The following is a 24,805-nucleotide window of genomic DNA, read 5'->3' on the forward strand; positions in this document are numbered from 1 at the left end:
CCGTCAGCGCTTCTTCGCGGCCTTCTTCGCGGGCTTGGCCGGCGCCTTGGCGGTCGCCTTCGAGGCGGCCTTCGCCGGCGCCTTCACGGCGGAGCCGGACTTCGCCGGGGCCTTCGCGCTTTTCGCGGCGGGCTTCGCGGGCGCCGCCTTCGCGGGGGCCTTCGCCGGTGCCTTGGCGGGCGCCTTCGCGGCAGGCTTCGCGGGCTTCGCCGGCTCCTTGTGCGGGACGGGCTTCGCCGGGGCCTTCGCGGCGGGCTTCGGCGCCTTCGGGGCGGGCGCCGGTGCGGGCGCTGCCGCGGCGGCCGGCTCGGGGGCGGGGGTCGGCGGCACGAGCGTGGGCGTCGGTGCGGGCGCGACCGGGGCGACGGCGACCGGCGCGGGCGGCGGCGGGGGCGGCGGCTCGGGCATCGGCGGCATGCCCGCGGGCTCCCAGCCGCCCGCCACGCGGCGCGCGTGTGCCTCTTCGGCCTCGCGCAGCAGCTTGTCGGCCTCCTCGGCCCCCATCTGACCGCGGCGAACCATGAACTGGAGCAGGTCGCGGGCGCTGTCGACCACGAAGCCGCTGATGCCCGACGCCGCATGAATCACGTCGCGCATCGCGCCGGCCATCTTGCTGCCTGCCTCTAGGCTGATCGCGTGCGCACGTGCCGCCAGCTCGGCCGCGGTGTCCCGCGGATCGGCTCCCCGGTGGCCGAGTCCGCGCTTCGGCGGGGTCGGCGTGCCCTCGGCCTTCGGCGTCTCTTCCATGCTCTGCGCCTTTTCCGCCATGATATGCTGCTCCGCTGGGGTCGGTCCCCATCGAAGTGTGAGGACAACCTTGTGGTCACGCGCCGCGCGCGGCGTCGCGATCTGAGTTCGCGCCGGTAAGTATATGATTTGTCACGCTCTACGCAAGTTCGGACGAGTCCGGTGCGCAGCGCCGCATGCGCCGTCGGCCGTGACACCATGACGCCATCATGAAAGAAGCATGCTGCTAGACGGCGTCCGCGTGCTGGACCTGAGCCGCGTCCTGGCGGGTCCCTACTGCACGATGATTCTCGGGGATCTGGGCGCCGACGTGCTGAAGGTCGAGCGTCCCGGCTCGGGAGACGAGACCCGCGAGTGGGGCCCGCCGTTCGACGCGCGGGGCGAGAGCGCCTACTACCTCAGCATCAACCGCAACAAGCTCGGCGTCACCGCCGACCTCTCGAGCGACGCCGACCGGGCGCGGATCCATGAGTGGATGGGCGGCGCGGACGTCGTGGTCGAGAACTTCCGCGCCGGCACGCTGGAGCGATGGGGGCTCGGTGCCGCGGAGATGCTCCGCGCGCACCCGGCGCTGGTCTGGTGCACGATCTCGGGCTTCGGGGAAGGGAGCCGCCGTCCGGGCTACGACTTCGTGGTGCAGGCGGAGAGCGGCTGGATGGCCATCACCGGCGAGCCGGACGGCGAGCCGATTAAGGCCGGCGTCGCCGTGGTCGACGTCATGTGCGGCAAGGACGCCGCGCTCGGCATCCTCGCGGCGCTCGTCGGCCGCGGGCGCGGGGAGCTGCCGCCGGAGCGCCGGCACGTGCGGGCGTCGCTCGCCGCCAGCGCCACCGCGGCGCTCGTGAACGTCGCCCAGAACGTGCTCGTCGGCGGCCGGGATGCCGCGCGATGGGGGAACGCGCACGCGAACCTCGTCCCGTACCAGCTGTTCCACGCCGCCGACCGGCCGATCGTGATCGCCGTCGGAAACGACGGCCAGTGGCGCGCCTGCGCCGCCGCGCTCGGCCTGCCGGACCTCGCGGCCGACGAGCGGTTCGCCACGAACCCGGGGCGGCTGGCGCACCGCGCGGAGCTGGTCGCGATGCTGCAGGCGCGCGTCGCGTCGCGGTCGGCGGCCGAGTGGCTCGCGCGGCTCGACGCGGCCGGGGTGCCGGCGGGCGTCGTGAAGTCGGTACGGGAGGCGCTCGACGGCGCGGCCGCGTCGCCGCTGACCGGGGTGGCGCCGAGCGTTCCGGGCACCGTCCGCCGGCCGCCGCCGCGGCTGGGCGAGCACGACGCGCTGGTCCGGGCGATGGGCTGGGAGGCGTTCCGCTCGGGTTGACCGAACGCCCCGGCGGTGCAACTGTAGCAGCCGCGCTCGGCGCGTTGTTACGTTGTCAAGGCCCCGTCGTCCATGCTTCGGAGGGCCTCGCCACGGGGTGCCCGAGCAGGGCTATCGACAGCGACGGCAATGGATTAAGCTCTCTGCCGTGAATACCACGGTACCGGGGGCGGCCGTCGACCCGTCGGAAGCGGACCAGCAGGTCATAACGAGCGTGCTCGCGGGAAACCGTGAAGCATTCTCGGCTCTGATTCACCGATACAGCGACCCGCTGTACCGGCATGCGTTGGGGATGACCGGCAGTCCGGACGTGGCGGAAGACATCCTCCAACAGTCGTTCATCAAGGCGTACAACCACCTCGCCGAGGTACGTGGGCGCTTCGACGCCTGGCTGTTCCGGATCGTCGCGAATGGGTGCAAGGATTGGCTGAAGAACATCCGCCGCACCCACGTCAGCTACGACGAGGACGACCAGCCGTCAGCGTACGCGACACCGGACGAAGACCTCGATCGCACGGAGTTGCGGAGTGATCTGGACCGGGCACTCGGCTCGCTGGCGCCGAGTCTTCGCGAGGCCTTCGTGATGAAGCACGTCGAGGGGCGGTCGTACGAGGAGATGGCTGACCTGCTGGGCACGACAGTCGGCGCCTTGAAGATGCGCGTGCATAGGGCGCGCGAGGCGCTCCAAGCTCTCCTGGAGGAGAAATACGCCTGATGGCCGACAACCTGTACCACTCCGACGGCGGGTCGGACGACGTGCGCCTCCCCGAGATCGGGAACACGTCGCGGAACGCGCCGATGGCCGACCGGGAGGTGCCGCTCGAGGGCGGGCACCCGGCGCTGGCCGTTCAGCAGTGGCTCGACGGCGAGATCACCGAGACCGCCGCGCGCCGTGCGGACGTGCACGACGTGGAGCTCTGGCAGCGGATCAACGAGGAGGCCGAGCGGCGGCGCCGCATGGTCACCCCGTCGCCGGTGCTGGACCGCATCATGGCCGCGATCCCGCAGGCGGCGCCGGTCGAGCCGGTGTCGTTCTGGAAGCGCTCCGTGGCGCTGAACGCCACCGGGGCGATGGTCGCCGCGGCGGCGCTCCTGGCGCTCGGCATCGTCGTCGGGACGCTCCTGAAGTGACGTGACGGTGGGGCGGCGACGCCCCGCCGTGACGCTCGGCACGCCCGGGCCGGCCTCGGTTGAGGCCGGCCTTTCGTCGTGGCAGGGGGGTTGCTCTATGGCTGGGCGGCGCCGTGGCGGCGCCACACCGACCCAGGAGCGACACCCATGAAGCGACACCTGCTCAGCGTTCTCGCCGTCGCGGCCTTCGCGAGCTTCGCCGGCGCTCAGGAGAGGACTCCGGCCCAGAGCGATGCGAAGCCTGTGGCCAAGAGCACGATGAAGAAGAGCTCCAGGATGCACCGCACGACGTACACGTCGGCCGGCTCGATCGATCGCGGTGGCCCCGGCTACTCCGTGCACGCGGTCGCGCGCGACTACGCGCGGGCCGACGACACGCACGGCGACGATCTGTGGCGCCGCGAGCAGTTGATGGACGCGAAGTGCGGGAAGAGCCGCGAGCGCTGCGGCAAGCCGTAAGACGAGGGCAGGAGGGCAGGAGCGCAGGAGGGCAGGAGAGTCCGAATCTCTCCTGCCCTCGTTTCGTGCCCTCCTGCCCTCTTGCCCTAGAAGTGAATCGCCCGTCCGAGGACGGCCAGCGCCGCCTCCTTCACCGTTTCCGACAGCGTCGGGTGCGAGTGCACGGTGACGCCGATGTCCTCGGACGCGCCGCGGTACTCGAACGCGAGCACGACTTCCTGGATCAGCTCCGAGACGTTCGGGCCGATCATGTGGCAGCCTAACAGCTCGTCGGTCTCCGCGTCGGCGATGAACTTCACGAAGCCGCTCGTCTCGCCCATCGTGCGCGCGCGGCCGTTCGCCGAGAACGGGAACTTGCCCGTCTTGTAGGCGCGACCGCTCGCCTTCACCTCGTGCTCGGCGAGACCCACGGTCGCGATCTCGGGCCACGTGTAGACGACCGACGGCATCGAGTGGTAGTGCATGTGCACCGGCTTGCCCGCGATCACCTCGGCGGCGATGACGCCCTCGTCCTCCGCCTTGTGCGCGAGCAGCTTGCCGCCCACCGCGTCGCCGATCGCGTACACGGTCGGCACCGACGTACGCATCTGGTCGTCGACGACGATCTCGCCGCGCGTGCCGAGCGTGATCCCGAGCTTGCCCGCGTCGACGCCTAACAGCGCCGGCTTGCGGCCGACCGAGACGAGCACGTAGTCGGCCTCGAGGCTCTCCGCCTTGCCTTCCTTGTCGACGTGCACGACGACCGTGTCGCCCTTCCGGTCGGCCCCGGTGACGCGCGTGCCGGCGCGCAGCTCGAGCCCCTGCTTCGACAGGACGCGCGCGGCCTCCTTGATGACCTCCTCGTCGTTGCCGGGGAGGATCGTCGGCATCAGCTCGACGACGGTGACCTTCGCGCCGAGCCGGCGCCACACGGATCCGAGCTCGAGGCCGATCACGCCGCCGCCGATGACGACGAGATGCCTCGGCACCTGCGGGATCTTCAGCGCGCCGACGTTCGACAGCACGCGCTCCTCGTCGAACTTGAGGAACGGCAGCTCCACCGGAACGGAGCCCGTCGCGAGGATGACGTTCTTCGCCGCGTACGTCGTGGTCGTGCCGTCGGCGCCGGCGACGTCGACGAGGTTCCCGGCGGCGCCGGCCTGGCGCAGCGTGCCGCGCCCCTTCGCCCACGTGACCTTGTTCTTCTTGAACAGGAACTCGACGCCCTTCGTGTTCTGCCCGACGACGTCGTCCTTGCGCTTCATCATCTGGGCGAGGTCCACCGTGACCCCGCCGACGTTCAGTCCGTGCTCCTTCGCGTGCTGCGTGATGAACTCGTAGTGCTCCGACGACTGCAGGAGCGCCTTCGAAGGAATGCAGCCGACGTTGACGCACGTGCCGCCGAGCGTCTTGTCCATCTCGACGCACACGGTGGAGAGCCCGAGCTGCGCGCAGCGGATCGCCGCGACGTATCCACCCGGGCCCCCGCCGATCACGACGACGTCGGCCTGCTGCTGACCGTTGGCCATTGCGTTTCTCGATTCGGGAATGGAGGTGCGACCGAAAGGTAGTCGAGGGGGGGAGGGGGTGATCCGGAGTCGCGGCTCGGGGGTATTCCGCTGGCGCCGTTCGCCGCGACGGCTCAAAGTGGGATTCCCACCGTCCGTCCACCGCGCCCCCCCCCGCCGCGTGGAGACTCCCGCGCACCAGCACGCGCTCGATCCCGTGGCCCGCGTCCGCGCGGGCGACGCCGCGGCGTTCGAGGCGCTGTTCCGCGCCCATTACGGCCCGCTGTGCGGCTTCGCCGAGCGATACGTCGGCTCGGCCGCCGTCGCCGAGGAGCTCGTGCAGGACCTGTTCGCCGACCTGTGGGCGCGGCGCGACACGTGGACGCCGCTGTCGAGCGTGCGCGCGTACCTGTTCACCGCGGTGCGCAACCGCGCGCTGAATCTGCGCAAGCGCGACGCGCTGGAGCGGGACTGGAGCGAGCAGGAGGCGACGGCCGAGGTCCACGCGCTCCACCAAGACCCGCCGCGCGCCGACGCCGCGCTCGAGGCGGCCGAGCTGCACGCGCGGCTGGACGCCGCGATGGAGTCGCTCCCCGAGCGGTGCCGGCTCGTCATGCGCCTGCGCTGGCGCGAGCAGCTCGGCTACGCGGAGATCGCGGAGATCATGGGCATCTCGCCGAAGGGCGTGGAGAACCAGCTCGCGCGCGGCCTGAAGGCGCTGCGAGGGCTGCTCCGATGATCGTTCGCGCCGACGGTGTGGGGTTTCGGCGACGCCGGCTGTCATGAGGCCATGACCCGAGAACCCGATCCGTCGATCGTCGACCGCTGGCTCGCCGGCGAGGCCACGCCCGACGACGAAAGCGCGCTGGGCGAGTGGACCGCGGCCGATCCCGCGCGCGCGGCGTGGCTGGAGGCGCTGCGCGCCCGCGCGACGTCGCGGGAGCGCGCGTGGCACGTCGACGCCGCGTGGGCGCGCGTGGCGAACCGCACGACGCTGGCGACCGACGCGCCGCGCACGCTGCGCGTGGAGCGCGGCGGCGCGCGTCCGGCGCCGCGCCGCCTCGCGTGGGTGGGGCGGGCGGCCGCCGCCGCGGTGCTCGTCGTCGGGAGCGCGGCGGTGTGGCGCGTCGCGGGCTCGCGGGACGCCGTCGCGCCGACCGTGGCGAGCGCGCCGACGCGCGAGCTCGTCGCGCCGCGCGGGAGCCGAGCGGACGTGCGGTTGGCCGACGGTACGCACGTCGTGCTGAACGCCGGCAGCCGGCTGCGCTACGCGGACGACTACGGCGCGCCGGGCGCGAAGCGCGAGGCGTGGCTCGACGGCGAGGGCTACTTCGAGGTGAAGCACGACGCGGCGCGCCCGTTCCGCGTGCACGCGCTGGGCGGCGTGGCCGAAGACCTCGGCACGCGGTTCGTCGTGCGCGCGTACCCCGAGCTCGCGCGCGTCGACGTGATGGTGGCGGAGGGACGCGTCGGGCTGCGGCGTGACACGACGGCGCGCGGCGACTCCGCGGTGCTCGGCGCAGGTCAGCTCGGGCGTCTGTCGCACGACGGCACGCTCACCGTGTCGCGCGCGCCGGCCGACGAGCGCTACCTCGCGTGGACCACGGGCGTGCTCGTGCTCGACGGCGAGCCGCTGCGCGACGCGCTGCCGCGGCTCGAGCGGCGGTACGACCTCACGATCCGGCTGGCCGACGGCGCGTTAGGCGCGCGCCCGGTCGTGGCGCGCTTCCGCGACCAGCCCGCGGGCGAGATGCTCGACGCGCTCGCGCTCGCCCTCGGCGCGCGCTACGAGCGCCAGGGCCGCGTCGTGACGTTCCACGCGGCGGAGGTGCGCTGATGCCTAACGCGATCCGTTCCATGATCGGCTGCGTCATCGCGACCGTGGCGTGCCTCGCGAGCACCGTCGGCGCGCAGGGGACGAGCGCGCAACGCGAGACGACGTTCTCGCCGCTGCGCGCGGACGCGCCGCCGGCCGCCGTCGCGGTGCCGGTGACGCTCGTGCTGCGCGACGTGACGCTCGCCGCCGCGCTCGAGGCGATCGGCCGCGAGGCCGGCATCGGGCTCGTGTTCGACCGCAGCGCACCGGGGCTCGACCGGCGGGTGAGCGTTCGCGAGACGCGGGCGAGCGCCGCGGCGGTGATCGTGCGCGTGCTCGACGGGAGCGGGCTGCGCGCGCTCGTGTCGCCGACGGGGCAGGTGGTGATCGCGCCGCGGCCGCGATCGAGCGGCGGCGCCGCGGTGGGCGGCGCGGTGCGTGACTCGGCATCCGGGGCGCCGCTCGCCGGCGCGCGCGTGGAGCTCGTCGGCACGCGCTACGCGACGGTCTCGCGCGACGACGGCCGGTTCACGCTCGGTCGCGTGCCGGCCGGCGACTACGTGCTCTCGGTCGCGCAGATCGGCTTCCGGCCGGCGCGCGTGCCGCACGTCGTGGTCGACGACGCGGAGGCGAGCGCGATCGACGTCGCGATGCCGCGCGCGCCCGTGCCGCTGTCGTCGGTCGTCGTGACGCCCGGCCACTTCGGGCTGATGCAGCCGACGGTGGGCGCGCAGCAGACCATGACGCGCCAGCAGCTCGAGGGCGCGCCGCAGATCGGCGAGGACATCTTCCGCGCGATCACGCGCCTGCCCGGCATCGCGGGGAACGACCTCACCGCGCAATTCCATCTGCGTGGGGCCCCGCAGGACGAGCTGTACGTGTCGCTCGACGGCATGGAGCTGATCGAGCCGTTTCACCTGAAGGAGCTCGACAACGCGCTGTCCATCGTCGACGTGAAAGCGATCGGCGGCGTCGACCTGACGAGCGGCGGCTTCTCGGCGGAGATCGGCGATCGGCTGACCGGCGTGCTCACCATGCGCTCGATCGAGCCGCGCACGGATCGCACGCACGTCTCGGCGGGGCTCAGCATCACGAACGCGCGGGTGAACGCCGATGGCGGGTTCGCGAAAGGGCGCGGAGGGTGGGTGCTCTCCGCGCGCCGCGGCTACGTGGACCTCGCGATGAAGTTCACGGACGCCACGGACGGGTTCAAGCCGCGCTACGGTGACGCGTTCGCGAAGGCGCAGTACGATCTGCCGTGGGGCGGGCGCGTCGCCGTGCACGGGCTCTGGGCCGCGGACGATCTCAACTTCGTGGACTCCACCGACAGCGCGGTGCGGAGCAGGTACCGCAGCGGCTATGCGTGGCTCACGTGGGACGACGGCGTCGGCGACCGGCTGCGCGCGCGTACCGTGCTCTCGACGTCGTCGCTGAGCTGGCGGCGCGGGGGACTCGACTTCAGCAGCCGGCGCGAGGCGCTGGCGAGCGTGGCCGACCGGCGGACGCACCACGCGTTAGGCGCGCGACAGGACTGGACGCTCGACGTGGCGCCGTGGGCGATGCTGCGGTGGGGCGGCGACGTGCGGCGCGAATCCGCGACGTACGACTACCTGGACTGGCGGCGCGATTACCGCGTGGACGCGACGCACACCGACGTGCGCTTCGTGTACGACAGCACGGTGTCGGCCGTCGCGCCCGACGGCACGCGTTACGGCGCGTACGTCTCGGCCCGCATGCGTGCGCGCGACGGGCTGCTCGCGGAGGTCGGCGTGCGCGACGACGGCGCGACGTGGGAGCGCGACCGCGCGATCAACCCCCGCGTGAATCTCTCGTGGACGCTGCGCACCGGCACGACGGTCCGCGCGGCGTGGGGCCGGTACTCGCAGGCGCAGGCGCTGTTCGGGCTGCAGGCCGGCGACGGCGCCCTGGACTTCGGGCCGATCGAGCGTGCGACGCAGCGAGTGCTCGGCATCGACCAGACGCTGCCGAAGCAGATGCGTCTGCGCGTGGAGGGCTACGACCGCCGCCTCGGCACCGTGCGGCCGCGCTGGGTGAACGTGGTCGGCGACATCGACGCGTTCCCCGAGGTCGGCTACGACCGCGTGCTGATCGCGCCGAGCGCGGCGCGCGCGCGCGGCGTGGAGCTGTTCGTGTCGCGCGACGACGGGGCGCGGTTCGACTGGTCCGCGAGCTACGCGCTCGCGTCGGCCGTCGACGTGTTGGACGGCCGCGACGTGCCGCGCCCGGTGGACCAGCGCCACACGCTGCGCGGCGACTGGTCCGTGCACCCGCTCACGAACCGCTGGCGCCTAACGGTCGCGGGGCTGTGGCATTCCGGCTCGCCCGCCACGCCCCAGTCGGTGCAGCTCGACACGGTGTACCGGGCGAACGGGTTCGACGTCTGGACGCGGTGGAGCGCGGGCGCGCTCGCGTCGGTGCGACTGCCCGCCTACCACCGGGTGGACGTGCGCTGGACCCGCTACTTCGATACCCGCCGGGGCCGCGTGTCGATGTTCGCGGAGGTGTTCAACCTGTTAGGCACCCAGAACGAGCGCAGCCTCTACACGAACGTCGACTTCCGCGGCACGAACGCGACGTTCCAGCAGGGCACCAGCCACCAGGTGCCGCGCATCCCGACGCTGGGGGTCGCGTGGGAGTTCTGAAGTCGGCGCTCGCCGTCGCGGTTGGCCTCGCGGGGTGCCGCGGCACCGTGCCGACGCAGCCCGCCACGCCCGCCGCGTCGCTCGCCGAGTTCGAGGGGCGCGTGGACGCGCTGCGCGCGTCGGCGCAGATCCCCGCGGTATCGGGCGCGATCGCGCGCGACGGCCGCGTGGCGTGGGCGCGCGGCTTCGGCGTGGCCGACCTCGCGACGGGCCGCGCGGCGACCGACACGACGCTCTATCACCTCGCGTCGCTCACGAAGCCGTACGCGTCCACCGTGCTGCTGCAGCTCGTGGCCGAGGGGAGGATCTCGCTCGACGATCCGGTGTCGAAGTACGGCATCGTGCTCGCCGGACCCGGGGTCGTACGCGTGCGGCACCTGATGAGCCACACGTCGGAGGGCACGCCCGGCACCGCCTACCGCTACAACGGGGCGCGCTTCAGCCTCCTCGACTCGGTGATCGCGCGCGCCGACGGCCGGCCGTTCGCCGAGGCGGTGGCCGAGCGGGTGCTGCGGAGGATCGGCGTCACGCACACGGCGCCCAACCCGCTATCGCCGTCGTTCGCCGCGTCGATCGCGAGCCCGGCGCTCGTGCAGGCCACGCTGGCGCGCGGCTACTCGTCGGACGGGCGCGCGGTCCCGACCGAGTACCCGGCGTCGTTCAGCACGGCGGCGGGGCTGGTCGCATCGGCCGTCGACGTCGCGCGCTTCTCGATCGCGCTCGACCGCGGTGAGCTGCTCTCGCCGGCGATGCGCGCGCTCGCGTTCGCGCCCACGGTCACGCCGGCGGGCGACACACTGCCGTACGCGCTCGGATGGTTCAGCACGCGGTACCGGGGCGTGCGGGTGATCTGGCACTACGGATACTGGACCGCGATCTCGGCGCTCATCGTGAAGGTGCCGGATCGCGGGCTGACGCTCGTCGTGCTGGCGAACACCGACGCGCTCTCGCGCCCGTACGCCCTCGGCGACGGGCGCCTCGACGGCGACCCGTGGGCCACCGAGTTCCTCGACGCGTTCGTGCTCGGGTCGGCGCCGCTGCCCTGACCGGCGCGGTTGTCATTTTGACGACGGTGTCTGTCGCCGCGACCGGCGGACCGCCGCCGGCGCTGTCAGAGTGGCCGAGACGACGGGTACGCGCGCTGCCTCTCACGCGTGGCGTCGGCGCCCCGCGGTGGGGCGCTGGACCTCCGCCCGCCGGGCGAACGACAACCCCTCGTGAGGAGGCTAGCTCCATGTCGACCAACCCGACCACCAACTACCCGTTCGACGCGATCTTCGACCGGATGCTCGGTCTCAGCCGGCAGATGGACAACGCGTTCTCGGGGCGCGCGTTCGGCACCGCGAACGCCACCCGCCCGCAGCTGTGGCTCCCGCCGGTGGACACGTACGAGACCGAGCACGCGTTCGTGATCGAGGCGGACCTGCCGGGGCTGCACCAGGAGAACATCGACGTCCACTTCGAGCAGGGGACGCTGACGCTCACCGGCCGCCGCGGCCCGACGCTGCCGGCGGCGGAGCAGGGCAAGCTGCGCGTCTACTCCTCGGAGCGGCTGAGCGGGGCGTTCTCGCGCTCGATCCGCCTGCCGGAGTACGTCGACGGCGAGAAGATCGAGGCGACGTACAGCAACGGCGTGCTCACCGTGCGCGTGCCGAAGCTCGCGGCGGCGTTGCCGCGCAAGATCAGCGTCGCGGTGAACGCGTCGGACGCGAAGCAGATTCAGGGCTGATCCGAGTTGAACCGCCGAGGACGCAGAGGGCGCCGAGGGGAACCACTGCTGGTTCTCCTCGGCGCCCTCTGCGTCCTCGGCGGTCGAAATCCGTTAGGCGATCAGCATCGTCGACGGATCTTCCATCAGCTCCTTCACGCGCACGAGGAACAGCACCGCCTGCTGCCCGTCGATGAGGCGGTGATCGTACGACAGCGCGACGTACATCATCGGGCGGATCACGACCTGGCCGTTCACCGCGACGGGGCGGTCCTGGATCTTGTGCAGCCCCAGGATCGCGACCTGCGGGAAGTTGATGATCGGCGTCGAGATGAGCGACCCGAACACGCCGCCGTTCGTGATCGTGAACGTGCCGCCGGTGAGGTCCTCCATCGTCAGCTTGCCGTCGCGCGCCTTCTTCGCGAGCGCGACGATGTCGCGGCTGATCTCGAGCGTCCCCTTGCGATCGGCGTCCTTGATGTTCGGCACGACGAGCCCCGCCTCGGACGCGACGGCGATGCCCATGTTCACGTAGTGGTGATGGACGATCGTGTCGCCGTCGAGGCTCGCGTTCACGAGCGGGTACGTCTCGAGCGCCATCACGGCCGCCTTCACGAAGAACGGCATGAACGACAGCCGCACGCCGTGCTCCTTCTCGACGCGCTCGCGCACCCGGTCGCGTAGCGCGCTCACGGCGGACATGTCGATCTCGTTGAACGTCGTGAGATGCGCGGTCTGCTGCTGCGACGCGAGCAGGTTCTCGGCGATCCGGCGGCGCCGCGTCGTCATCTTCTCGCGAGTCTCCCGGCTCGCGCCGTTCACCCGCCCAGGTGCGGCGGAAGCGGGTGCTGCGGGAGCGGCTGAAGCGCCAGCGGATGCGGTGGGGGCTTTCGCGGCCTGCAGCACGTCGGGCTTGCTCACCACGCCGCCGCGACCCGTGCCGGCGACGCCCGCGAGGTCGACGCCGCGCTCGGCGGCCACGCGCTGCGCGGCAGGCGACGCGCGCACCTCGGCGTGCGCCGCAGCCGGCGGCGCGGTGGGAGCGGCAGCGGGCGCGGTACCCGCCGCCGCCGTACCCGCCCCCGCGGCACCCGCCGCCGCACCCACCGCCGCCGTACTCGCTCCCGCCGCACCGGCTCCCGCCGCACCCGATTCGTCGATCTCGCCGAGCGCCTCGTCGACCGCGACCACGTCGCCCTCGGCCTTGAGCCGCTTGGCGAGCACGCCGGACGACGGCGCCGGCACCTCGACGGTGATCTTGTCGGTCTCGAGCTCGACGAGCGTGTCGCCCGCCGACACGGCCTCGCCTTCGCGCTTCACCCAGCGCGAGATCGTCGCTTCGACGATCGACTCGCCGAGCGGCGGCACCTTGATCGCGATCATTCCTGAGAACCCGGTGGGATGAAGGTCGTACCCATCGCTCCGACTGGCAGCGCAGGTAGCCGGCCAGTAGCGTTCGCGGAATCTAGTCGAGGCGAGGGGTGGGCGGTCCCTAGGTACCAGGGCGGGGCTCCCCCCCCTTCGCCCATGGTTCGGCCGCGCTCGATCGACGTCGGGACCATTCCGACGCACGACCCGTCGCGCCCGACGAGCCACGACCCGCCACGACGTGCGCGCGCTGACTCTCTCTGCCCACGGCACGCTCGACCAGCTCGAGTATCGCGACGATCTCCCGATCCCCGAGCTGCGCGAGCCGTCCGACGTGAAGGTGCGCGTCGAGGCCGCCGCGCTGAATCATCTCGACCTGTTCGTCGTCGGCGGGCTGCCGAACGTCGCCATCACGCCGCCGTGGATCGTCGGGTCCGATGGGGCCGGGATCGTCGAGGCGGTCGGCGCATCGGTGACGACGGTGCGGCCGGGCGACCGGGTGATCGTGAACCCCGGCACGAACTGCGGCGTCTGCGAGTACTGCCTCGACGGCGAGCAGCCGCTGTGCCCGCGCTATCGCATCTACGGCGAGCACCTCCCGGGATTCCTCGCCGAGTACGTCGTCGTGCCCGAGCGCAATGTGCGCGCGGTGCCGCTCGAGGTCGCGCCCGAGTCGGCCGCCGCGTTCACGCTCGCGACGCTCACCGCGTGGCGCATGCTCGTCACGCGGGCCGAGCTCCGGCCGGGCGACGAGGTGCTGATCTGGGGGATCGGCGGCGGCGTCGCGCTCGCCGCGCTGCAGATCGCGAAGCGCTTCGGCGCGACCGTGTGGGTGACGAGCGGCAGCGACGACAAGCTCGCGCGCGCCCGCGCGCTCGGCGCCGACCACACCCTGAACCACCGCACCGACGACGTGCCGCGCGTCATCCGCGACCGCACGGGCAAGCGCGGCGTGGACGTGGTCGTGGACAACGTCGGCGAGGCGACGTGGTCCCGATCGCTCCAGGCGCTCGGCCGGCGCGGACGGCTCGTGACGTGTGGCGCGACGTCGGGGCCGATGGTGCAGACGGACGTGCGCCGGCTGTTCTGGAACCAGTGGAACATCCTCGGCTCGACGATGGGCAACGACGCGGAGTTCGCGGCGATCGCCGCCGAGCTGAGTGCCGGCCGCCTGCTGCCGCCGATCGATTCCGTGTGGCCGCTGGCGGATGGCCGGCGCGCGTACGAGCGACTCGCGAGCGGCGAGCAGTTCGGCAAGGTCGTGGTGCGCATCGGAGCCGGCACATGAGCGACGACCCGTCCGAAGGCACCGGCGACGCGCCCGAGCGCGCGCAGTACACGCCCGACGAGCAGCGCACGATCCGCGACGCGCTCGTCGCCGGCCAGCCGCCGGTCTGCCCGCGCGACGGAAGCCCGCTCACTCGCCGCGCGATCGGCGGCGGGTCGTTCGGGCTCGGGTACGCGCGTCGCCGGGAGTGGCTGATCTGCCCGACCTGTCGCCGGAGCGCGCTGTTCGACCTGCGACGCGGCACGCGCAACTGAGCGCGGCGGTCGTCTGATGGCGGTGTGACGTGGGTGTGATGTGCGCCGGCGCAGACTGCTCGCCACACTCACTCCCCCACCCCATGCGCCATCGCATCGCTCGTCTCGCCGCCGCGCTCTCCATCGCCGGCGCCGCGCACGCACAGACCCCGGACTCGATTCCCGAGGCCGTGCGGAGCCGCGTCCGCGTCGTCGACTCCACGCGCATCCAGTCGGTCCACCTGCGCGACGGCACGGCACTCATCGGCCGCATCGTCGTCGCGGGCACCGACACGATCCGGTTCCGCAGCTCCATCGGCGAGACCGGCATCGCCGTCCGCTCGATCGCGCGCATCGACGAGGCGCCGGCCGCCGCGCTGCGCCCGAACGGCGAGTTCTGGTTCCCGAACCCGAACGCCACGCGGCTGCTGTTCGCGCCGACGGGTCGCATGCTGCCGCGCGGCACGGGTTACTTCAGCGACTACTACATCATCCTGCCCGGGGTCGCGTACGGCGCCACCGACCGGGTCACGATCGGCGGCGGCGTGTCGCTCCTCCCCGGCGCGTCGACGCAGGCGTTCTGGGTCACGCCGAAGGTGGGGCTGTACAACCGCGAGCGGGTGAACCTCGCCGCGGGCGCGCTCGTCATCTACATCCCCGACCTCGACGACTCGCCGAGCAGCTCCGACCAGGGGCCCTACGGCATCGCCTACGGGGTCGGAACGTGGGGCGGTCCCGACGCGAGCGTCACGGCGGGCGTCGGCTACGCGTTCTCCAACAGGAACGTCTCGAGCCAGCCGGTCGCGATGCTCGGCGCGGAGGCGCGGCTCGCGCGCCGCGTCGCGTTCGTGACCGAGAACTACGTCATCCCGAACTTCCGCGAGGGGCCGCTGCTGTCGTACGGGCTCCGGTTCATGGGCGAGCAGATCTCGCTCGACCTCGCGTTCATCAACGTGGCGCGCGATCCGATCTTTCCCGGGGCGCCGTTCGTCGGCTTCGTGTTCAACTTCCGATGACGGCTGCGCGGCGGCGTGGCGCTCGCCCATCCGGCGCGGGGCGGAGGTAGATTCCGCGTCGGCGCGATGACGTTCCCACCGGACGCGCGCCGCCCACCTCCGCCCGTCCATGACCTTCTTCGACCGCATTCAACAGAGCTTCGCGCAGCTCGGCACGTTCTTCCCCTCGCTGCTCGGCGCGCTCGTCATCCTGTTCGCGGGCTACCTGCTCGCGAAGCTGCTGGAGAAGGGGACGATCCGTCTGTTGAAGCGCGTGCGGCTGAACGACATGCTCGCGCGCGGCGGCGTGCTGCACGCGGTCGAGCGGTCGGGCACGCAGTTCAACCCGGTGCGCATCATCGCGAACCTCGTGTTCTGGTTCGTGATGTTCGGCGTGATGCTCATCGCCGCGAACGCGCTCGGCTTCGACCAGCTCGCGAACGTGTTCTCCGAGCTGGTGAGCTACATCCCGAGCGTCATCGCCGCGATCGTGATCGTCATCGTCGGCATCGTGCTCGGCGGGTTCGTGGGCGGGTTGATCATGGCGTCGGCCGGCGGGCTGCACGGCGGGCCGACGCTCGCGCGCGTGGGGCGCATCGGCATCATCGTCATCGCCGTGTTCATGGCGCTGCAGGAGCTCGGCATCGCCACCGACATCGTCACGACGGCGTTCGCGATCCTGTTCGGCGCGGTGGCGCTCGCGCTCGCGCTCTCGTTCGGCCTGGGCAACCGCGAGCTCGCGGGCCAGGTCACGCGCGAGTGGTACGAGCGCTACAAGGCCGAGCGCGCGGCGATCGACCGCGAGGCCGCGCGCGCGGAGATGGAGGACGAGGCGGACACGGGCGAGCACGGTCTACCGTGAGTGCGCGCGCGGCCGGGCGGCCCGCCGACCGCCCGACGGCGCGTGATTAACGCATCCTCATCGCATCACACTCGCGAGGGCGCCATGCGCCGACGCACACGCGCGCCGACGCCGATCGCGCACAGGCCGACGCCGACGAGCGTCACGCTCACCGGCTCGGGCACGACGACGCCTGGCCCCTGCCCGGGAGCGAGCGCTTCCTCGCTGATGTACCAGCTGCCGTCCGTCGTGACGCCCGTGCCGAACGGCACGTCGAAGCTGAACTCGTTCGTGTAGGTGCGGCCGTCGCTGCCGACGTGCGTGCCGGCGGCGTTCACAGCCGCGAGGAAGTACGGGAACCAGTTCACCGCGCCGTCCGCGTCGTTCTCGTCGAACAGCTGATCCGTGGAGGGCGTGTTGAATGGCACGCCCTGCGCCGGACCGGGGGTCAGCGCGCCGTCGAGGAAAGCGTGCACGACCGGCTCGGTCACCGTGCGCGGATCCCACGGCACCCACTGCGTGCCGTCGTACAGCGCTCCGCCCCCGACGAGCGCGTCGATCGAGCCGATCTTGCCCGTGTTGATGTCGAAAGAGAAGTCCTTCGTCAGCGGCAGGTTGCCCGCCGTGAAGCGAATAGCGTCGAGCGGAGTCCCCGGTGGCAGCGCACCACCGTCCGACTCCTTCGCGACCGAGCCGTTCTTGAAGATCCTCGACGCGTTGTAGTAGCTGCCATGGCTGTTGGCGATCGGATCGAGCCTGTCGAACAGCAAGCCGATCGTGGTGACCGCCTCGCCGAGATGCTCCTTACCCTGCGGGTCGGTGTCGAAGTCGACGGCGATCGCCGGGTCATTGCGCGCGGTGCGCCAGGACACGCTCGCGTCGGGCTGCGGGGTGGCGTAGCCGAGCGAGAGTGCGAGGTAGACGGACGTGGCGTTGTTGACCGCGATCCCACCGATGATCGCCGACGCCAGACCGATCAGAACGGCCGTGAGGGTGATGGGGTCGGCGCGAGCGACGGTCGCCACGGTCACGCACAGCAGGAGGCCGACCGCGACGCCGATCGCGACGCCGCGGCGGCGCCAGCGAATGCGAAATGGATGCATGTTCCCTCCGAGTGGAGGACTGGGCGCTTGCGCGCGAGGCGCGCGCGAAGGCGGACTTCCGTTCGCTCGACGGCATCTCGTGCTTCGTTCGAGCGGGCGACGACGGCTTCGCCTGGAGCTCGCGCCAGGGACGGGGGCGGCGGTCACCCCGTCAGCCGCGGCCGCGACAGTGGCGGCAGCGGGATGACCACGATACGGCGGCCGACATGCAGCGTCAATGCGCGCCGGTAGGCCCCCTGCCTAACGCGACGCCACCGGCGTGAGCAGCAGCGCCGCGTGCTTCCCCGACGCGTCGATGCCGCGCGCGGCCACGGCGCCGCTCGCGTTCACCGCGCCGAGGCTGTCGACGCGCCACCGCGTGTCGGAGAGCCGCAGCCGCGACACCGGTCCACCCGGGAAGCGCCACGTGTGCAGTGCGCCCGCGCTGTCGAGCGCCGCGACGATGCCGCCCTGCCGCGACAGGCGCACCTGCCCGCGGCCGACGTACCGGTCGAGCCACACGCTCTGCCCGTCGGGCACGAGCAGCGCCGGGTTACCGCAGTAGTCGACGAGCACGTTCGCGTCGTCGTCGAGGTCGATCGGGAGCGTGCGCGTGTAGCGGCCGGGCAGGTCGCACACCGAGAGCAGCGGTCCGCTCGGCAGCGGCCCGGGGACGAATCCCTTCGCCACGAGGCGCACGGTGATGTACAGGTCGAACGAGTTCGCCGTCGTGCCGACCGCCTGGCCGTTGTCGTTCAGCTTCACGTAGCGCGTGTCCGACGTGTCCTGCCTGCCCGTGCGCAGGTCGAGCGTCGCGGAGCGGAACGCGTAGTCGGGTGCCGGCGACGCGCCGAGCGCCTGGCGCGTGTCGGTGAGGTCGGCGGCGAGCGAGCAGCAGTAGCTTCGGAACCCCGCCGTGCCCGACGCGCCCACCGGCGTCATCGCGCCGTCCGCGCTCCGCACCCACACGGCGGTCGGCCAGTCGAAGCTGCCGTAGATCCCGCCGAAGCCGAGCAGCACGTCGCCGGCCGTGTTGACGTGCGTGGCCGTGACGTTCACTGCGGTGTCGACGGGGAGCACGGTGAGCGCGCCTGCGCGCCACACCGCGGCCCGACGCCGACCGTTAGGCCCGGTCACCCAACCGGCGACGTCGCCGCGCGTGCTGATCCCGTTCGCGCCGCCGCCGGCGCCGAGGTCGGGGAGCACCGTCACGGCGTAGTCGACGTCGGGGATGACGAACGTGCGCGTGATCGCGGCGCTGGCCACCACGCCACCGGGATCCTGCGTCACGATCGTGAACGTGTGCCGTCCCGGCGTCGGCGCGTAGACGGAGAGGCTCACCGAGTCGCGGCCGCCGGAGAACCAGCCGTCGTGCGACCAGCGGAAGTCGATCTGCGTCGCGGTGCCGGAGTCGGCGAACACGTGCAGCCCCTTGATCGGCCGGCCGTCGCGCCGGGTGACGACGAGCGCGAGCCCACGCTGCGCCAGCGTCTCGTCGGCCGGCGTCACCGTGAGCGCGAGCTGGCTCGGCGGCGCTGGCGGCGGTGCGGCGGGGGCGTCGGGCGCGCCGGCGCACGCGGCGAGCAGGAGCGCGCCGAGCAGCGTGGCAGGCAGCGTGGCAGGGAGGCGCGGACGACGGAGCGGCGGCATGCGACGGCGGCGTGGGAGCGGCGATCCGGAGCTTAGCGCCGGGCGCGGCGCGAGCAAGCGGCCAGAAGGGCGCACGCGGGAACGGACGTCGCTCGTAAGTGTTTGATACAGAACGAGTTGCCAGGCAGGGCCCGGGTTGACTTCGGGGCCTGTTCAGGCGATATTTCGAGCTTGCCTCGCGGCCATCGTGGCCCGGGAGCCGAGCGCCACATCCGGACGTAGAACATGACCGCACCGAACAATCGCGAGCGGATCCTGCCCCGTCTCATCGACGAGGAGATCAAGGAGTCGTTCATCAACTACTCGATGAGCGTCATCGTGTCGCGGGCGCTGCCCGACGTGCGCGATGGGCTCAAGCCCGTGCAGCGGCGCGTGCTGTACGCGATGAACGACCTCGGGCTCACGCCGGGACGGCCGTACAAGAAGTCGGCGACGGTGGTCGGCGAGGTGCTCGGCAAGTACCACCCGCACGGCGACTCGTCGGTGTACGACGCGCTCGTGCGCATGGTGCAGGACTTCTCGCTGCGCTATCCGCTCGTCGACGGGCAGGGAAACTTCGGCTCGGTCGACGGCGACCCGGCGGCGGCCTATCGGTACACCGAGGCCCGGCTGACGCGCGTCGCGATGGAGATGCTCGCCGACATCGAGAAGAACACCGTCGACGAGGCGCCGAACTTCGACGACCGCCTCACGGAGCCGCGCGTGCTCCCGTCGGCGCTGCCGAACCTGCTGGTGAACGGCAGCTCGGGCATCGCGGTCGGCATGGCGACGAACATCCCGCCGCACAACCTGCGCGAGGTGGTCTCGGCGCTGCACGCGCTGATCGACAACCCCGAGCTCGACGCGGCGGGGCTGCGGAAGCTCATCAAGGGGCCCGACTTCCCGACCGCCGGCTACATCTACGGCCGCCAGGGGATCAAGGACTACATCGAGACGGGGCGCGGCCGCATCGTGATGCGCGCGCGCGCGGTCATCGAGGAGAAGGAGAGCTCGAACAAGAGCCAGATCGTCGTCACCGAGCTGCCGTATCAGGTGAACAAGGCGCGGCTCGTCGAGCAGATCGCCGAGCTGGTGAAGGAGCAGAAGGTCGACGGCATCAGCGCGCTGCGCGACGAGTCGGACCGCGACGGCATGCGCATCGTGATCGAGCTGAAGCGCGACGCGATCCCGCGCGTGGTGCTGAACCAGCTCTACAAGCACAGCACGATGCAGTCGACGTTCGGCGTCATCATGCTGGCGCTCGTGCCTGATCCGCACACGAAGCAGCTCGTGCCGAAGGTGATGCCGCTCCGCGACGTGCTGCAGCACTACGTCGAGCATCGCCACGACGTCATCGTCCGCCGCACGCAGTTCGACCTCGACAAGGCGCTCGAGCGCGAGCACATCCTCGAGGGGCTCAAGATCGCCGTCGACAACATCGACGAGGTGATCAAGATCATCCGCGCGGCGGCCGACACCGCGGTGGCGAGCGAGCGGCTGCAGAAGCGCTTCAAGCTCAGCGAGCGGCAGGCCGAGGCGATCCTCAACATGCGCCTCGCGAAGCTCACCGGCCTCGAGATCGACAAGCTGGAGGCCGAGCTGAAGGAGGTCCGCGCGACGATCGCCGACCTGCGCGGGATCCTCGCGTCGCGGCCGCGACGCATGGGCATCCTGAAGGACGAGCTCACCGAGGTCGCGGCGAAGTACGGCGACGATCGGCGCAGCGAGATCACGAGCGACGAGGGCGAGTTCACGATCGAGGACCTCATCGCCGAAGAGGACATGGTCGTGACGATCTCGCACTCGGGCTACATCAAGCGCACGCCGGTGACGACGTATCGTCGCCAGCGGCGTGGCGGGCGCGGGCTGTCCGGTCAGGATCTCAAGGACACGGACTTCATCGAGCGGCTCTTCATCGCGAGCACGCACGATTACATCATGATCTTCACGGACGATGGGCGCTGCTTCTGGCTCAAGGTCCACGAGATCCCGCAGGCCGGGCGCGCGACGCGGGGCAAGCCGATCGTCAACCTGATCAACGTCACGCCCGACACCGGCATCCGCTCGATGGTGCCCGTGCGCGAGTTCCGCGAGGACCAGTATCTCCTGTTCTGCACGAAGCAGGGCACGGTGAAGAAGACGTGCCTCTCGGAGTACGGGAACGTCCGCGCGAACGGCGTGAAGGCGATCAAGATCGAGCGCGGCGACGAGCTGATCGACGTGCAGGTCACGAGCGGCACGAACGACATCGTGCTCGCGACGAAGCACGGCCTGTCGATCCGCTTCCATGAGGCCGAGGTGCGCGACATGGGCCGCGACACCACGGGCGTGAAGGGCGTGGAGCTGCGGCCGCAGGACGCGGTCATCAGCATGGTCGTCATCAAGCGCGACGCGACGCTGCTCGTCGTGACCGAGAAGGGGATGGGCAAGGTCACGGACATCGACGAGTACCGCGTGCAGAAGCGCGGCGGCAAGGGGATCATCACGGTCAACCGCACGGAGAAGACCGGCAACGTGGTGTCGCTGATGGAGGTCCTCCCGGAGGACGAGATCATGCTCATCACGAAGCAGGGCATCATCATCCGCTCGGCGGTGAACGAGGTGCGCAACACGGGGCGCAACGCCCAGGGGGTGCGGCTCGTGAACCTGGACGCCAACGACATCGTCTGCTCGGTCGCGCGCGTCGTCGTCGAGAAGGACGAGGGCGGTGAGGCGGGCGAGGAGGCCGACGACCTCGCGCCGACGGGCGGCGAGGACGACCTGTAACCCAGAGGGCAGGAGGGCAGGAGCGCAGGAGGGCACGAGGAGCGGTTAGGCTCTCGTGCCCTCCTGCGCTCCTGCCCTCCTGCCCTCGGGGTCGCGCTCCTGCCCTCCTGCCCCGTGCCTTACTACATTGCGCCATCCGAATTACACGCTGCCGTTAGGATGACGACGACACTCGAGCCGCAACTCGTCTCGCTCGACGCGATCCGCGCCGCTGCCGCCGTGCTCGACGGGGTGGCGGTGCGCACGCCGCTGCTGTCGGCGGCCGACGTGGTGCCCGAGGGGCGCGTGTGGGTCAAGCCGGAGATGCTCCAGCGCGGCGGCGCGTTCAAGCTGCGCGGGGCGTACACGTTCATGAGCGCGCTCGACCCGGCGCAGCGCGCACGCGGCGTGGTCGCGCCGTCGTCGGGAAACCACGCGCAGGCGGTGGCCCTCGCCGCTCGGCTGTACGGCGTGCCGGCCACCGTCGTCATGCCGACCACCGTGTCGGCGGCGAAGCGCGCCGGTGCCGAGCGGCTCGGCGCGCGCGTGGAGCTCGCCGGCACGACGACCGACGACCGCATGCGCCGCGCGCAGGAGATCGTCGACGAGTCGGGTGGCGTGCTCGTGCCGCCGTACGACCATCCGACGATCGTCGCCGGTCAGGGCACGGCGGGGCTCGAGATCGTCGACGATCTGCCGACCGTGCGCATGGTGCTCGTGCCGATCGGCGGCGGCGGGCTGAGCGCCGGCGTGGCCACGGCGGTGAAGCTGCTCTCGCCCGACACGCGCGTGATCGGCGTCGAGCCGAGCGTCGCGCCGAAGCTCTCGCGCGCGCGCGCCGCGGGGCGGCCGGTGCACATCGGCGCGAACCGCGGCCTCGCCGACGGGCTGCTCGCCGTGCAGGTCGGCGACGTGCCGTTCGCGCACCACCAGCGCTACGTCGACGACGTGGTGCAGGTCGACGACGCCGCGCTCCCGCGCGCCATGCGTGCGCTGCTCGACCGGCTGAAGCTCGTCTGCGAGCCGAGCGGCGCGATCACGATCGCCGCGCTCATGGAGGGGCTCGTGCGCCCGGCATCCGATGGCGACACCGTCGCGGTGCTGAGCGGCGGCAACATCGAGTGGCCGGGGCTGGTCGCGCTGTTGGGCGACCAGCCTGGCGCGTGACGACGGCCCTCGACGCGTGGTCTCGCGACGTGGCCTCTGAGACTCGCGCGGCCGGCGCGCGCATCCTCGTCGTCGACGACGACGCGGCGGTGCGCCAGAGCGTCGCGTGGGTGCTCGAGGAGTACGGCTACGAGGTCGTCGCGGTGCCGGGCGGTGGCGGGCTGCTGGAGCAGCTCGACGGTGACGGGCGCCCGCCCGACCTGCTGCTGCTCGACATCCTCATGCCCGACGCCGACGGCGTGCAGCTGCTGGAGCGGGTGAAGAGCGACGAGCGGTGGCGCGACGTGCCGGTGCTCATGCTCTCCTCGGTGCCACCGGAGGAGGCCACGGTGCGCACGTTAGGCCTCGGCGCGGCGGACTTCATCCGCAAGCCGTTCCGCGGCCGCGAGCTCGTCGCGCGCGTGCAGGCGCAGCTCCGCGCCGGCGCCATGCTGCGCGCCACGCGCGAGTCGCTGCTGCGCGCGGAAGAAGAGCTGCGCCGCGCGCGCGACGACGCGGAGAGCCGGCGCCGCCTCGTCGACATCCTGCACGAGGTCACGAGCGACATCGCGGCGCACGAGGTCTATCACGTGCTCGCGCGCCGCGTGGCGCGCGCGCTCGCCGTCTCGCACTGCTCGGTGATCCTCGCCCGTCCAGGCGACACGCGCGGCGTGGTGGCGAGCGCGTTCGAGAGCCCGAAGCACCAGAACGCCTCCGTGGAGCTCGACGACTTCCCGGAGGTGCGGCGCGCGCTGGAGACCGGCGAGCCGGTGCTCGTCGAGGACGTCGCCACGCACGCGCTCTACGCCGACGGCCGCCAGGCCCTCGGCCTCGACCGCACCGAGGTGCCCGTGCGCAGCTCGATCGCGCTGCCATTCGCGATCGAGGGGGGACAGGCGGGCGTGTTCCTGCTGCGCCGCACGCGCGAGCAGCCGCCGTTAGGCCGCGAGGACGTGGCGTTCGCCGAGGCCGTGATCAGCGCGGCGGTGTCCGCGGTGCAGCGCGCGCAGGTGATCGAGACGACGCGCGCCGACAACGCGCGTCTCGCGCAGCTCGCGACGACCGACCCGCTCACCGCGCTGCTGAACCGGCGCGCGCTCACCGAGCGGCTGACGCGCGAGATGGAGCGCGCGCTGCGCAACGACAGCTCGGTCGCGCTGCTGCTGATCGACCTCGATCACTTCAAGCGGGTGAACGACACGCACGGCCACCTCGTGGGCGACGCCGTGCTGCGCGACGTGGCCGAGCTGCTCATCTCCGGCGTACGGGGCAGCGACTTCGTGGGGCGGTTCGGCGGCGAGGAGTTCCTCGTCGTGCTCCCCGACACCGACGACGACGGCGCGGCGGCGTTCGCCGAGCGGATCCGCGAGCGCGTCGAGGCCCACTCGTTCGCCGGCCGCGACGGCGCGCCGCCGCTGCACATGACGGCGAGCATCGGCGTCGCCACGTTCCCCGCCGCGCTCATCGAGAGCGTCGAGGACCTGTTCGCGCGGGCGGACGCTGCCCTGTACCGGGCGAAGGCGGAAGGGAGAAACCGCGTCAGAGCGTGAGGCTGCGTGGCTGCGTCGCTGCGTGCGGTGCGGTCACGCAGCGACGCAGCCACGCAGCGGTGCTCACCGCCCGATGAACCGCAGCTCGATCATCAGACAGCGGTCCTGCACCACGTCGATCCCTGCGCGCGCGAGCCGTTCGGCCGCTTCGTCGTTGCGGATGCCCGACTGGAACCAGACCGCCTTCGGCTTCGCCGCGATGATGTCGTCGACGTGCGGCGGGATGTCGCGCGACCGGCGGAACACGTTCACGAGGTCGATCTCCCCCGGCACGTCGACGAGACGACGGTAGACGCGCTCGCCGAGGATCTCCGTCGCATCGGGGAAGTACACGGGCACCGGCACGATCTCGTAGCCCGCCTGCTGCGCGGCGCGCGGCACGTAGTACGCCGGCTGTCCGGTCTCCGCGGTCTTGATGCCGAGGACGGCGATGCGCCGCGTGCGCTCGAGCAGCGCCCTGAGTTGATCGTCGCGCATCAGGAGCCGCGCGCGCCAGTCGTCGGCGGCGGACGTCGCGCTCGCGTCGAAGCCAGGTCGGGTCATGTCGGCGGTCGGGAAAGGGGAACGGCTCCTACCCAGCAGAACCCGCGCCCGAC

22 protein-coding genes are annotated in these 24,805 nt (G+C 71.9%); 16 read left to right on the forward strand and 6 right to left on the reverse strand.

Annotated features, from left to right (window positions below; genetic code table 11):
• Positions 1-3: 3 nt before the first annotated feature.
• Positions 4-768 carry a hypothetical protein gene (locus tag J421_RS33620; RefSeq protein WP_025411394.1) on the reverse strand — a complete coding sequence of 255 codons (765 nt, stop codon included), beginning with the start codon at positions 766-768 and terminating at the stop codon, positions 4-6.
• A gap of 262 nt (positions 769-1,030) precedes the next feature.
• Here J421_RS33620 and J421_RS11870 point away from each other — a divergent pair, with 262 nt between their 5' ends.
• The 4 genes from J421_RS11870 (at position 1,031) to J421_RS32080 (ending at position 3,658) form a co-directional block, all read left to right on the forward strand.
• The gene (locus J421_RS11870) at positions 1,031-2,068 is read left to right on the forward strand and encodes a CaiB/BaiF CoA transferase family protein (RefSeq protein WP_236646245.1); all 1,038 of its coding nucleotides are present in this window, start codon (positions 1,031-1,033) and stop codon (positions 2,066-2,068) included.
• Between the two features lie 148 nt (positions 2,069-2,216).
• The gene (locus J421_RS11875; protein WP_025411396.1) at positions 2,217-2,783 is read left to right on the forward strand and encodes an RNA polymerase sigma factor; all 567 of its coding nucleotides are present in this window, start codon (positions 2,217-2,219) and stop codon (positions 2,781-2,783) included.
• The gene (locus tag J421_RS11880; RefSeq protein WP_025411397.1) at positions 2,783-3,199 is read left to right on the forward strand and encodes a hypothetical protein; all 417 of its coding nucleotides are present in this window, start codon (positions 2,783-2,785) and stop codon (positions 3,197-3,199) included. Before J421_RS11875 ends, J421_RS11880 begins: the two co-directional genes overlap by 1 nt.
• Before the next feature lie 147 nt (positions 3,200-3,346).
• The gene (locus J421_RS32080; protein ID WP_148306276.1) at positions 3,347-3,658 is read left to right on the forward strand and encodes a hypothetical protein; all 312 of its coding nucleotides are present in this window, start codon (positions 3,347-3,349) and stop codon (positions 3,656-3,658) included.
• A gap of 86 nt (positions 3,659-3,744) precedes the next feature.
• On the opposite strand, the gene lpdA is transcribed toward J421_RS32080, so the two are convergent.
• Entirely contained in the window at positions 3,745-5,166 is a 1,422-nt protein-coding gene (lpdA, locus tag J421_RS11890) for a dihydrolipoyl dehydrogenase (RefSeq protein WP_025411399.1), read from the reverse strand.
• A 160-nt stretch (positions 5,167-5,326) separates the two neighbouring features.
• Between lpdA and J421_RS11895 the strand changes: the two genes are divergently transcribed.
• The 5 genes from J421_RS11895 (at position 5,327) to J421_RS11915 (ending at position 11,353) form a co-directional block, all read left to right on the forward strand.
• Positions 5,327-5,884: an RNA polymerase sigma-70 factor gene (locus tag J421_RS11895; RefSeq protein ID WP_158508760.1), complete on the forward strand. Its 558-nt coding sequence runs from the start codon at positions 5,327-5,329 to the stop codon at positions 5,882-5,884.
• A 51-nt stretch (positions 5,885-5,935) separates the two neighbouring features.
• On the forward strand, positions 5,936-6,982 hold the full coding sequence (locus J421_RS11900) for a FecR family protein (RefSeq protein ID WP_104022542.1): 1,047 nt from the start codon (positions 5,936-5,938) through the stop codon (positions 6,980-6,982).
• Positions 6,982-9,624, forward strand: coding sequence for a TonB-dependent receptor (locus J421_RS11905; RefSeq protein ID WP_025411400.1), 2,643 nt, complete (start codon positions 6,982-6,984; stop codon positions 9,622-9,624). The genes J421_RS11900 and J421_RS11905 overlap by 1 nt, the downstream gene beginning before the upstream one ends.
• Positions 9,612-10,670, forward strand: coding sequence for a serine hydrolase domain-containing protein (locus J421_RS32745; protein WP_025411401.1), 1,059 nt, complete (start codon positions 9,612-9,614; stop codon positions 10,668-10,670). The genes J421_RS11905 and J421_RS32745 overlap by 13 nt, the downstream gene beginning before the upstream one ends.
• 188 nt (positions 10,671-10,858) lie before the next feature.
• Positions 10,859-11,353, forward strand: coding sequence for an Hsp20/alpha crystallin family protein (locus J421_RS11915; RefSeq protein WP_025411402.1), 495 nt, complete (start codon positions 10,859-10,861; stop codon positions 11,351-11,353).
• Between the two features lie 93 nt (positions 11,354-11,446).
• On the opposite strand, the gene odhB is transcribed toward J421_RS11915, so the two are convergent.
• Positions 11,447-12,715 carry a 2-oxoglutarate dehydrogenase complex dihydrolipoyllysine-residue succinyltransferase gene (odhB, locus tag J421_RS11920; RefSeq protein WP_025411403.1) on the reverse strand — a complete coding sequence of 423 codons (1,269 nt, stop codon included), beginning with the start codon at positions 12,713-12,715 and terminating at the stop codon, positions 11,447-11,449.
• Positions 12,716-12,941: 226 nt separating this feature from the next.
• Here odhB and J421_RS11925 point away from each other — a divergent pair, with 226 nt between their 5' ends.
• From J421_RS11925 to J421_RS11940, 4 genes are all read left to right on the forward strand, one after another.
• Positions 12,942-13,988: a zinc-binding dehydrogenase gene (locus J421_RS11925; RefSeq protein ID WP_025411404.1), complete on the forward strand. Its 1,047-nt coding sequence runs from the start codon at positions 12,942-12,944 to the stop codon at positions 13,986-13,988.
• Positions 13,985-14,242, forward strand: coding sequence for a hypothetical protein (locus J421_RS11930; RefSeq protein WP_025411405.1), 258 nt, complete (start codon positions 13,985-13,987; stop codon positions 14,240-14,242). Before J421_RS11925 ends, J421_RS11930 begins: the two co-directional genes overlap by 4 nt.
• Positions 14,243-14,325: 83 nt before the next feature.
• The gene (locus tag J421_RS11935; protein WP_025411406.1) at positions 14,326-15,237 is read left to right on the forward strand and encodes a hypothetical protein; all 912 of its coding nucleotides are present in this window, start codon (positions 14,326-14,328) and stop codon (positions 15,235-15,237) included.
• Positions 15,238-15,346: 109 nt separating this feature from the next.
• On the forward strand, positions 15,347-16,078 hold the full coding sequence (locus J421_RS11940; protein ID WP_025411407.1) for a mechanosensitive ion channel family protein: 732 nt from the start codon (positions 15,347-15,349) through the stop codon (positions 16,076-16,078).
• Positions 16,079-16,143: 65 nt separating this feature from the next.
• On the opposite strand, the gene J421_RS11945 is transcribed toward J421_RS11940, so the two are convergent.
• Entirely contained in the window at positions 16,144-17,160 is a 1,017-nt protein-coding gene (locus tag J421_RS11945) for a hypothetical protein (protein ID WP_025411408.1), read from the reverse strand.
• A gap of 240 nt (positions 17,161-17,400) precedes the next feature.
• Entirely contained in the window at positions 17,401-18,789 is a 1,389-nt protein-coding gene (locus tag J421_RS11950) for a hypothetical protein (RefSeq protein ID WP_025411409.1), read from the reverse strand.
• A gap of 225 nt (positions 18,790-19,014) precedes the next feature.
• Here J421_RS11950 and gyrA point away from each other — a divergent pair, with 225 nt between their 5' ends.
• The 3 genes from gyrA (at position 19,015) to J421_RS32750 (ending at position 24,209) form a co-directional block, all read left to right on the forward strand.
• Positions 19,015-21,534, forward strand: a complete 2,520-nt coding sequence (gene gyrA, locus J421_RS11955; protein ID WP_025411410.1) for a DNA gyrase subunit A — start codon at positions 19,015-19,017, stop codon at positions 21,532-21,534.
• 159 nt (positions 21,535-21,693) lie between these two features.
• Positions 21,694-22,680: a threonine ammonia-lyase gene (locus J421_RS11960; RefSeq protein WP_025411411.1), complete on the forward strand. Its 987-nt coding sequence runs from the start codon at positions 21,694-21,696 to the stop codon at positions 22,678-22,680.
• Positions 22,681-22,709: 29 nt separating this feature from the next.
• Complete coding sequence (locus J421_RS32750) at positions 22,710-24,209, forward strand: GGDEF domain-containing response regulator (RefSeq protein ID WP_158508762.1); 1,500 nt, start codon at positions 22,710-22,712, stop codon at positions 24,207-24,209.
• A 63-nt stretch (positions 24,210-24,272) separates the two neighbouring features.
• On the opposite strand, the gene J421_RS11985 is transcribed toward J421_RS32750, so the two are convergent.
• Complete coding sequence (locus tag J421_RS11985) at positions 24,273-24,752, reverse strand: CoA-binding protein (RefSeq protein WP_025411413.1); 480 nt, start codon at positions 24,750-24,752, stop codon at positions 24,273-24,275.
• Positions 24,753-24,805 lie beyond the last annotated feature (53 nt).

The organism is Gemmatirosa kalamazoonensis (assembly GCF_000522985.1).
GTDB classification, from domain to species: domain Bacteria; phylum Gemmatimonadota; class Gemmatimonadetes; order Gemmatimonadales; family Gemmatimonadaceae; genus Gemmatirosa; species Gemmatirosa kalamazoonensis.

Excerpts from the sequence above, each read along its gene's own strand:
- J421_RS11870 (WP_236646245.1), top strand. The coding sequence starts at position 1,031 with ATGATTCTCGGGGATCTGGGCGCCGACGTGCTGAAGGTCGAGCGTCCC.
- J421_RS11930 (WP_025411405.1), top strand. The coding sequence starts at position 13,985 with ATGAGCGACGACCCGTCCGAAGGCACCGGCGACGCGCCCGAGCGCGCG.
- J421_RS11935 (WP_025411406.1), top strand. The coding sequence starts at position 14,326 with ATGCGCCATCGCATCGCTCGTCTCGCCGCCGCGCTCTCCATCGCCGGC.
- J421_RS11880 (WP_025411397.1), top strand. The coding sequence starts at position 2,783 with ATGGCCGACAACCTGTACCACTCCGACGGCGGGTCGGACGACGTGCGC.
- odhB (WP_025411403.1), bottom strand. The coding sequence starts at position 12,715 with ATGATCGCGATCAAGGTGCCGCCGCTCGGCGAGTCGATCGTCGAAGCG.
- lpdA (WP_025411399.1), bottom strand. The coding sequence starts at position 5,166 with ATGGCCAACGGTCAGCAGCAGGCCGACGTCGTCGTGATCGGCGGGGGC.
- gyrA (WP_025411410.1), top strand. The coding sequence starts at position 19,015 with ATGACCGCACCGAACAATCGCGAGCGGATCCTGCCCCGTCTCATCGAC.
- J421_RS11945 (WP_025411408.1), bottom strand. The coding sequence starts at position 17,160 with ATGCATCCATTTCGCATTCGCTGGCGCCGCCGCGGCGTCGCGATCGGC.
- J421_RS11985 (WP_025411413.1), bottom strand. The coding sequence starts at position 24,752 with ATGACCCGACCTGGCTTCGACGCGAGCGCGACGTCCGCCGCCGACGAC.
- J421_RS11900 (WP_104022542.1), top strand. The coding sequence starts at position 5,936 with ATGACCCGAGAACCCGATCCGTCGATCGTCGACCGCTGGCTCGCCGGC.
- J421_RS11960 (WP_025411411.1), top strand. The coding sequence starts at position 21,694 with ATGACGACGACACTCGAGCCGCAACTCGTCTCGCTCGACGCGATCCGC.
- J421_RS11915 (WP_025411402.1), top strand. The coding sequence starts at position 10,859 with ATGTCGACCAACCCGACCACCAACTACCCGTTCGACGCGATCTTCGAC.
- J421_RS11940 (WP_025411407.1), top strand. The coding sequence starts at position 15,347 with ATGACCTTCTTCGACCGCATTCAACAGAGCTTCGCGCAGCTCGGCACG.
- J421_RS32080 (WP_148306276.1), top strand. The coding sequence starts at position 3,347 with ATGAAGCGACACCTGCTCAGCGTTCTCGCCGTCGCGGCCTTCGCGAGC.
- J421_RS11950 (WP_025411409.1), bottom strand. The coding sequence starts at position 18,789 with ATGCCGCCGCTCCGTCGTCCGCGCCTCCCTGCCACGCTGCCTGCCACG.
- J421_RS33620 (WP_025411394.1), bottom strand. The coding sequence starts at position 768 with ATGGCGGAAAAGGCGCAGAGCATGGAAGAGACGCCGAAGGCCGAGGGC.
- J421_RS11905 (WP_025411400.1), top strand. The coding sequence starts at position 6,982 with ATGCCTAACGCGATCCGTTCCATGATCGGCTGCGTCATCGCGACCGTG.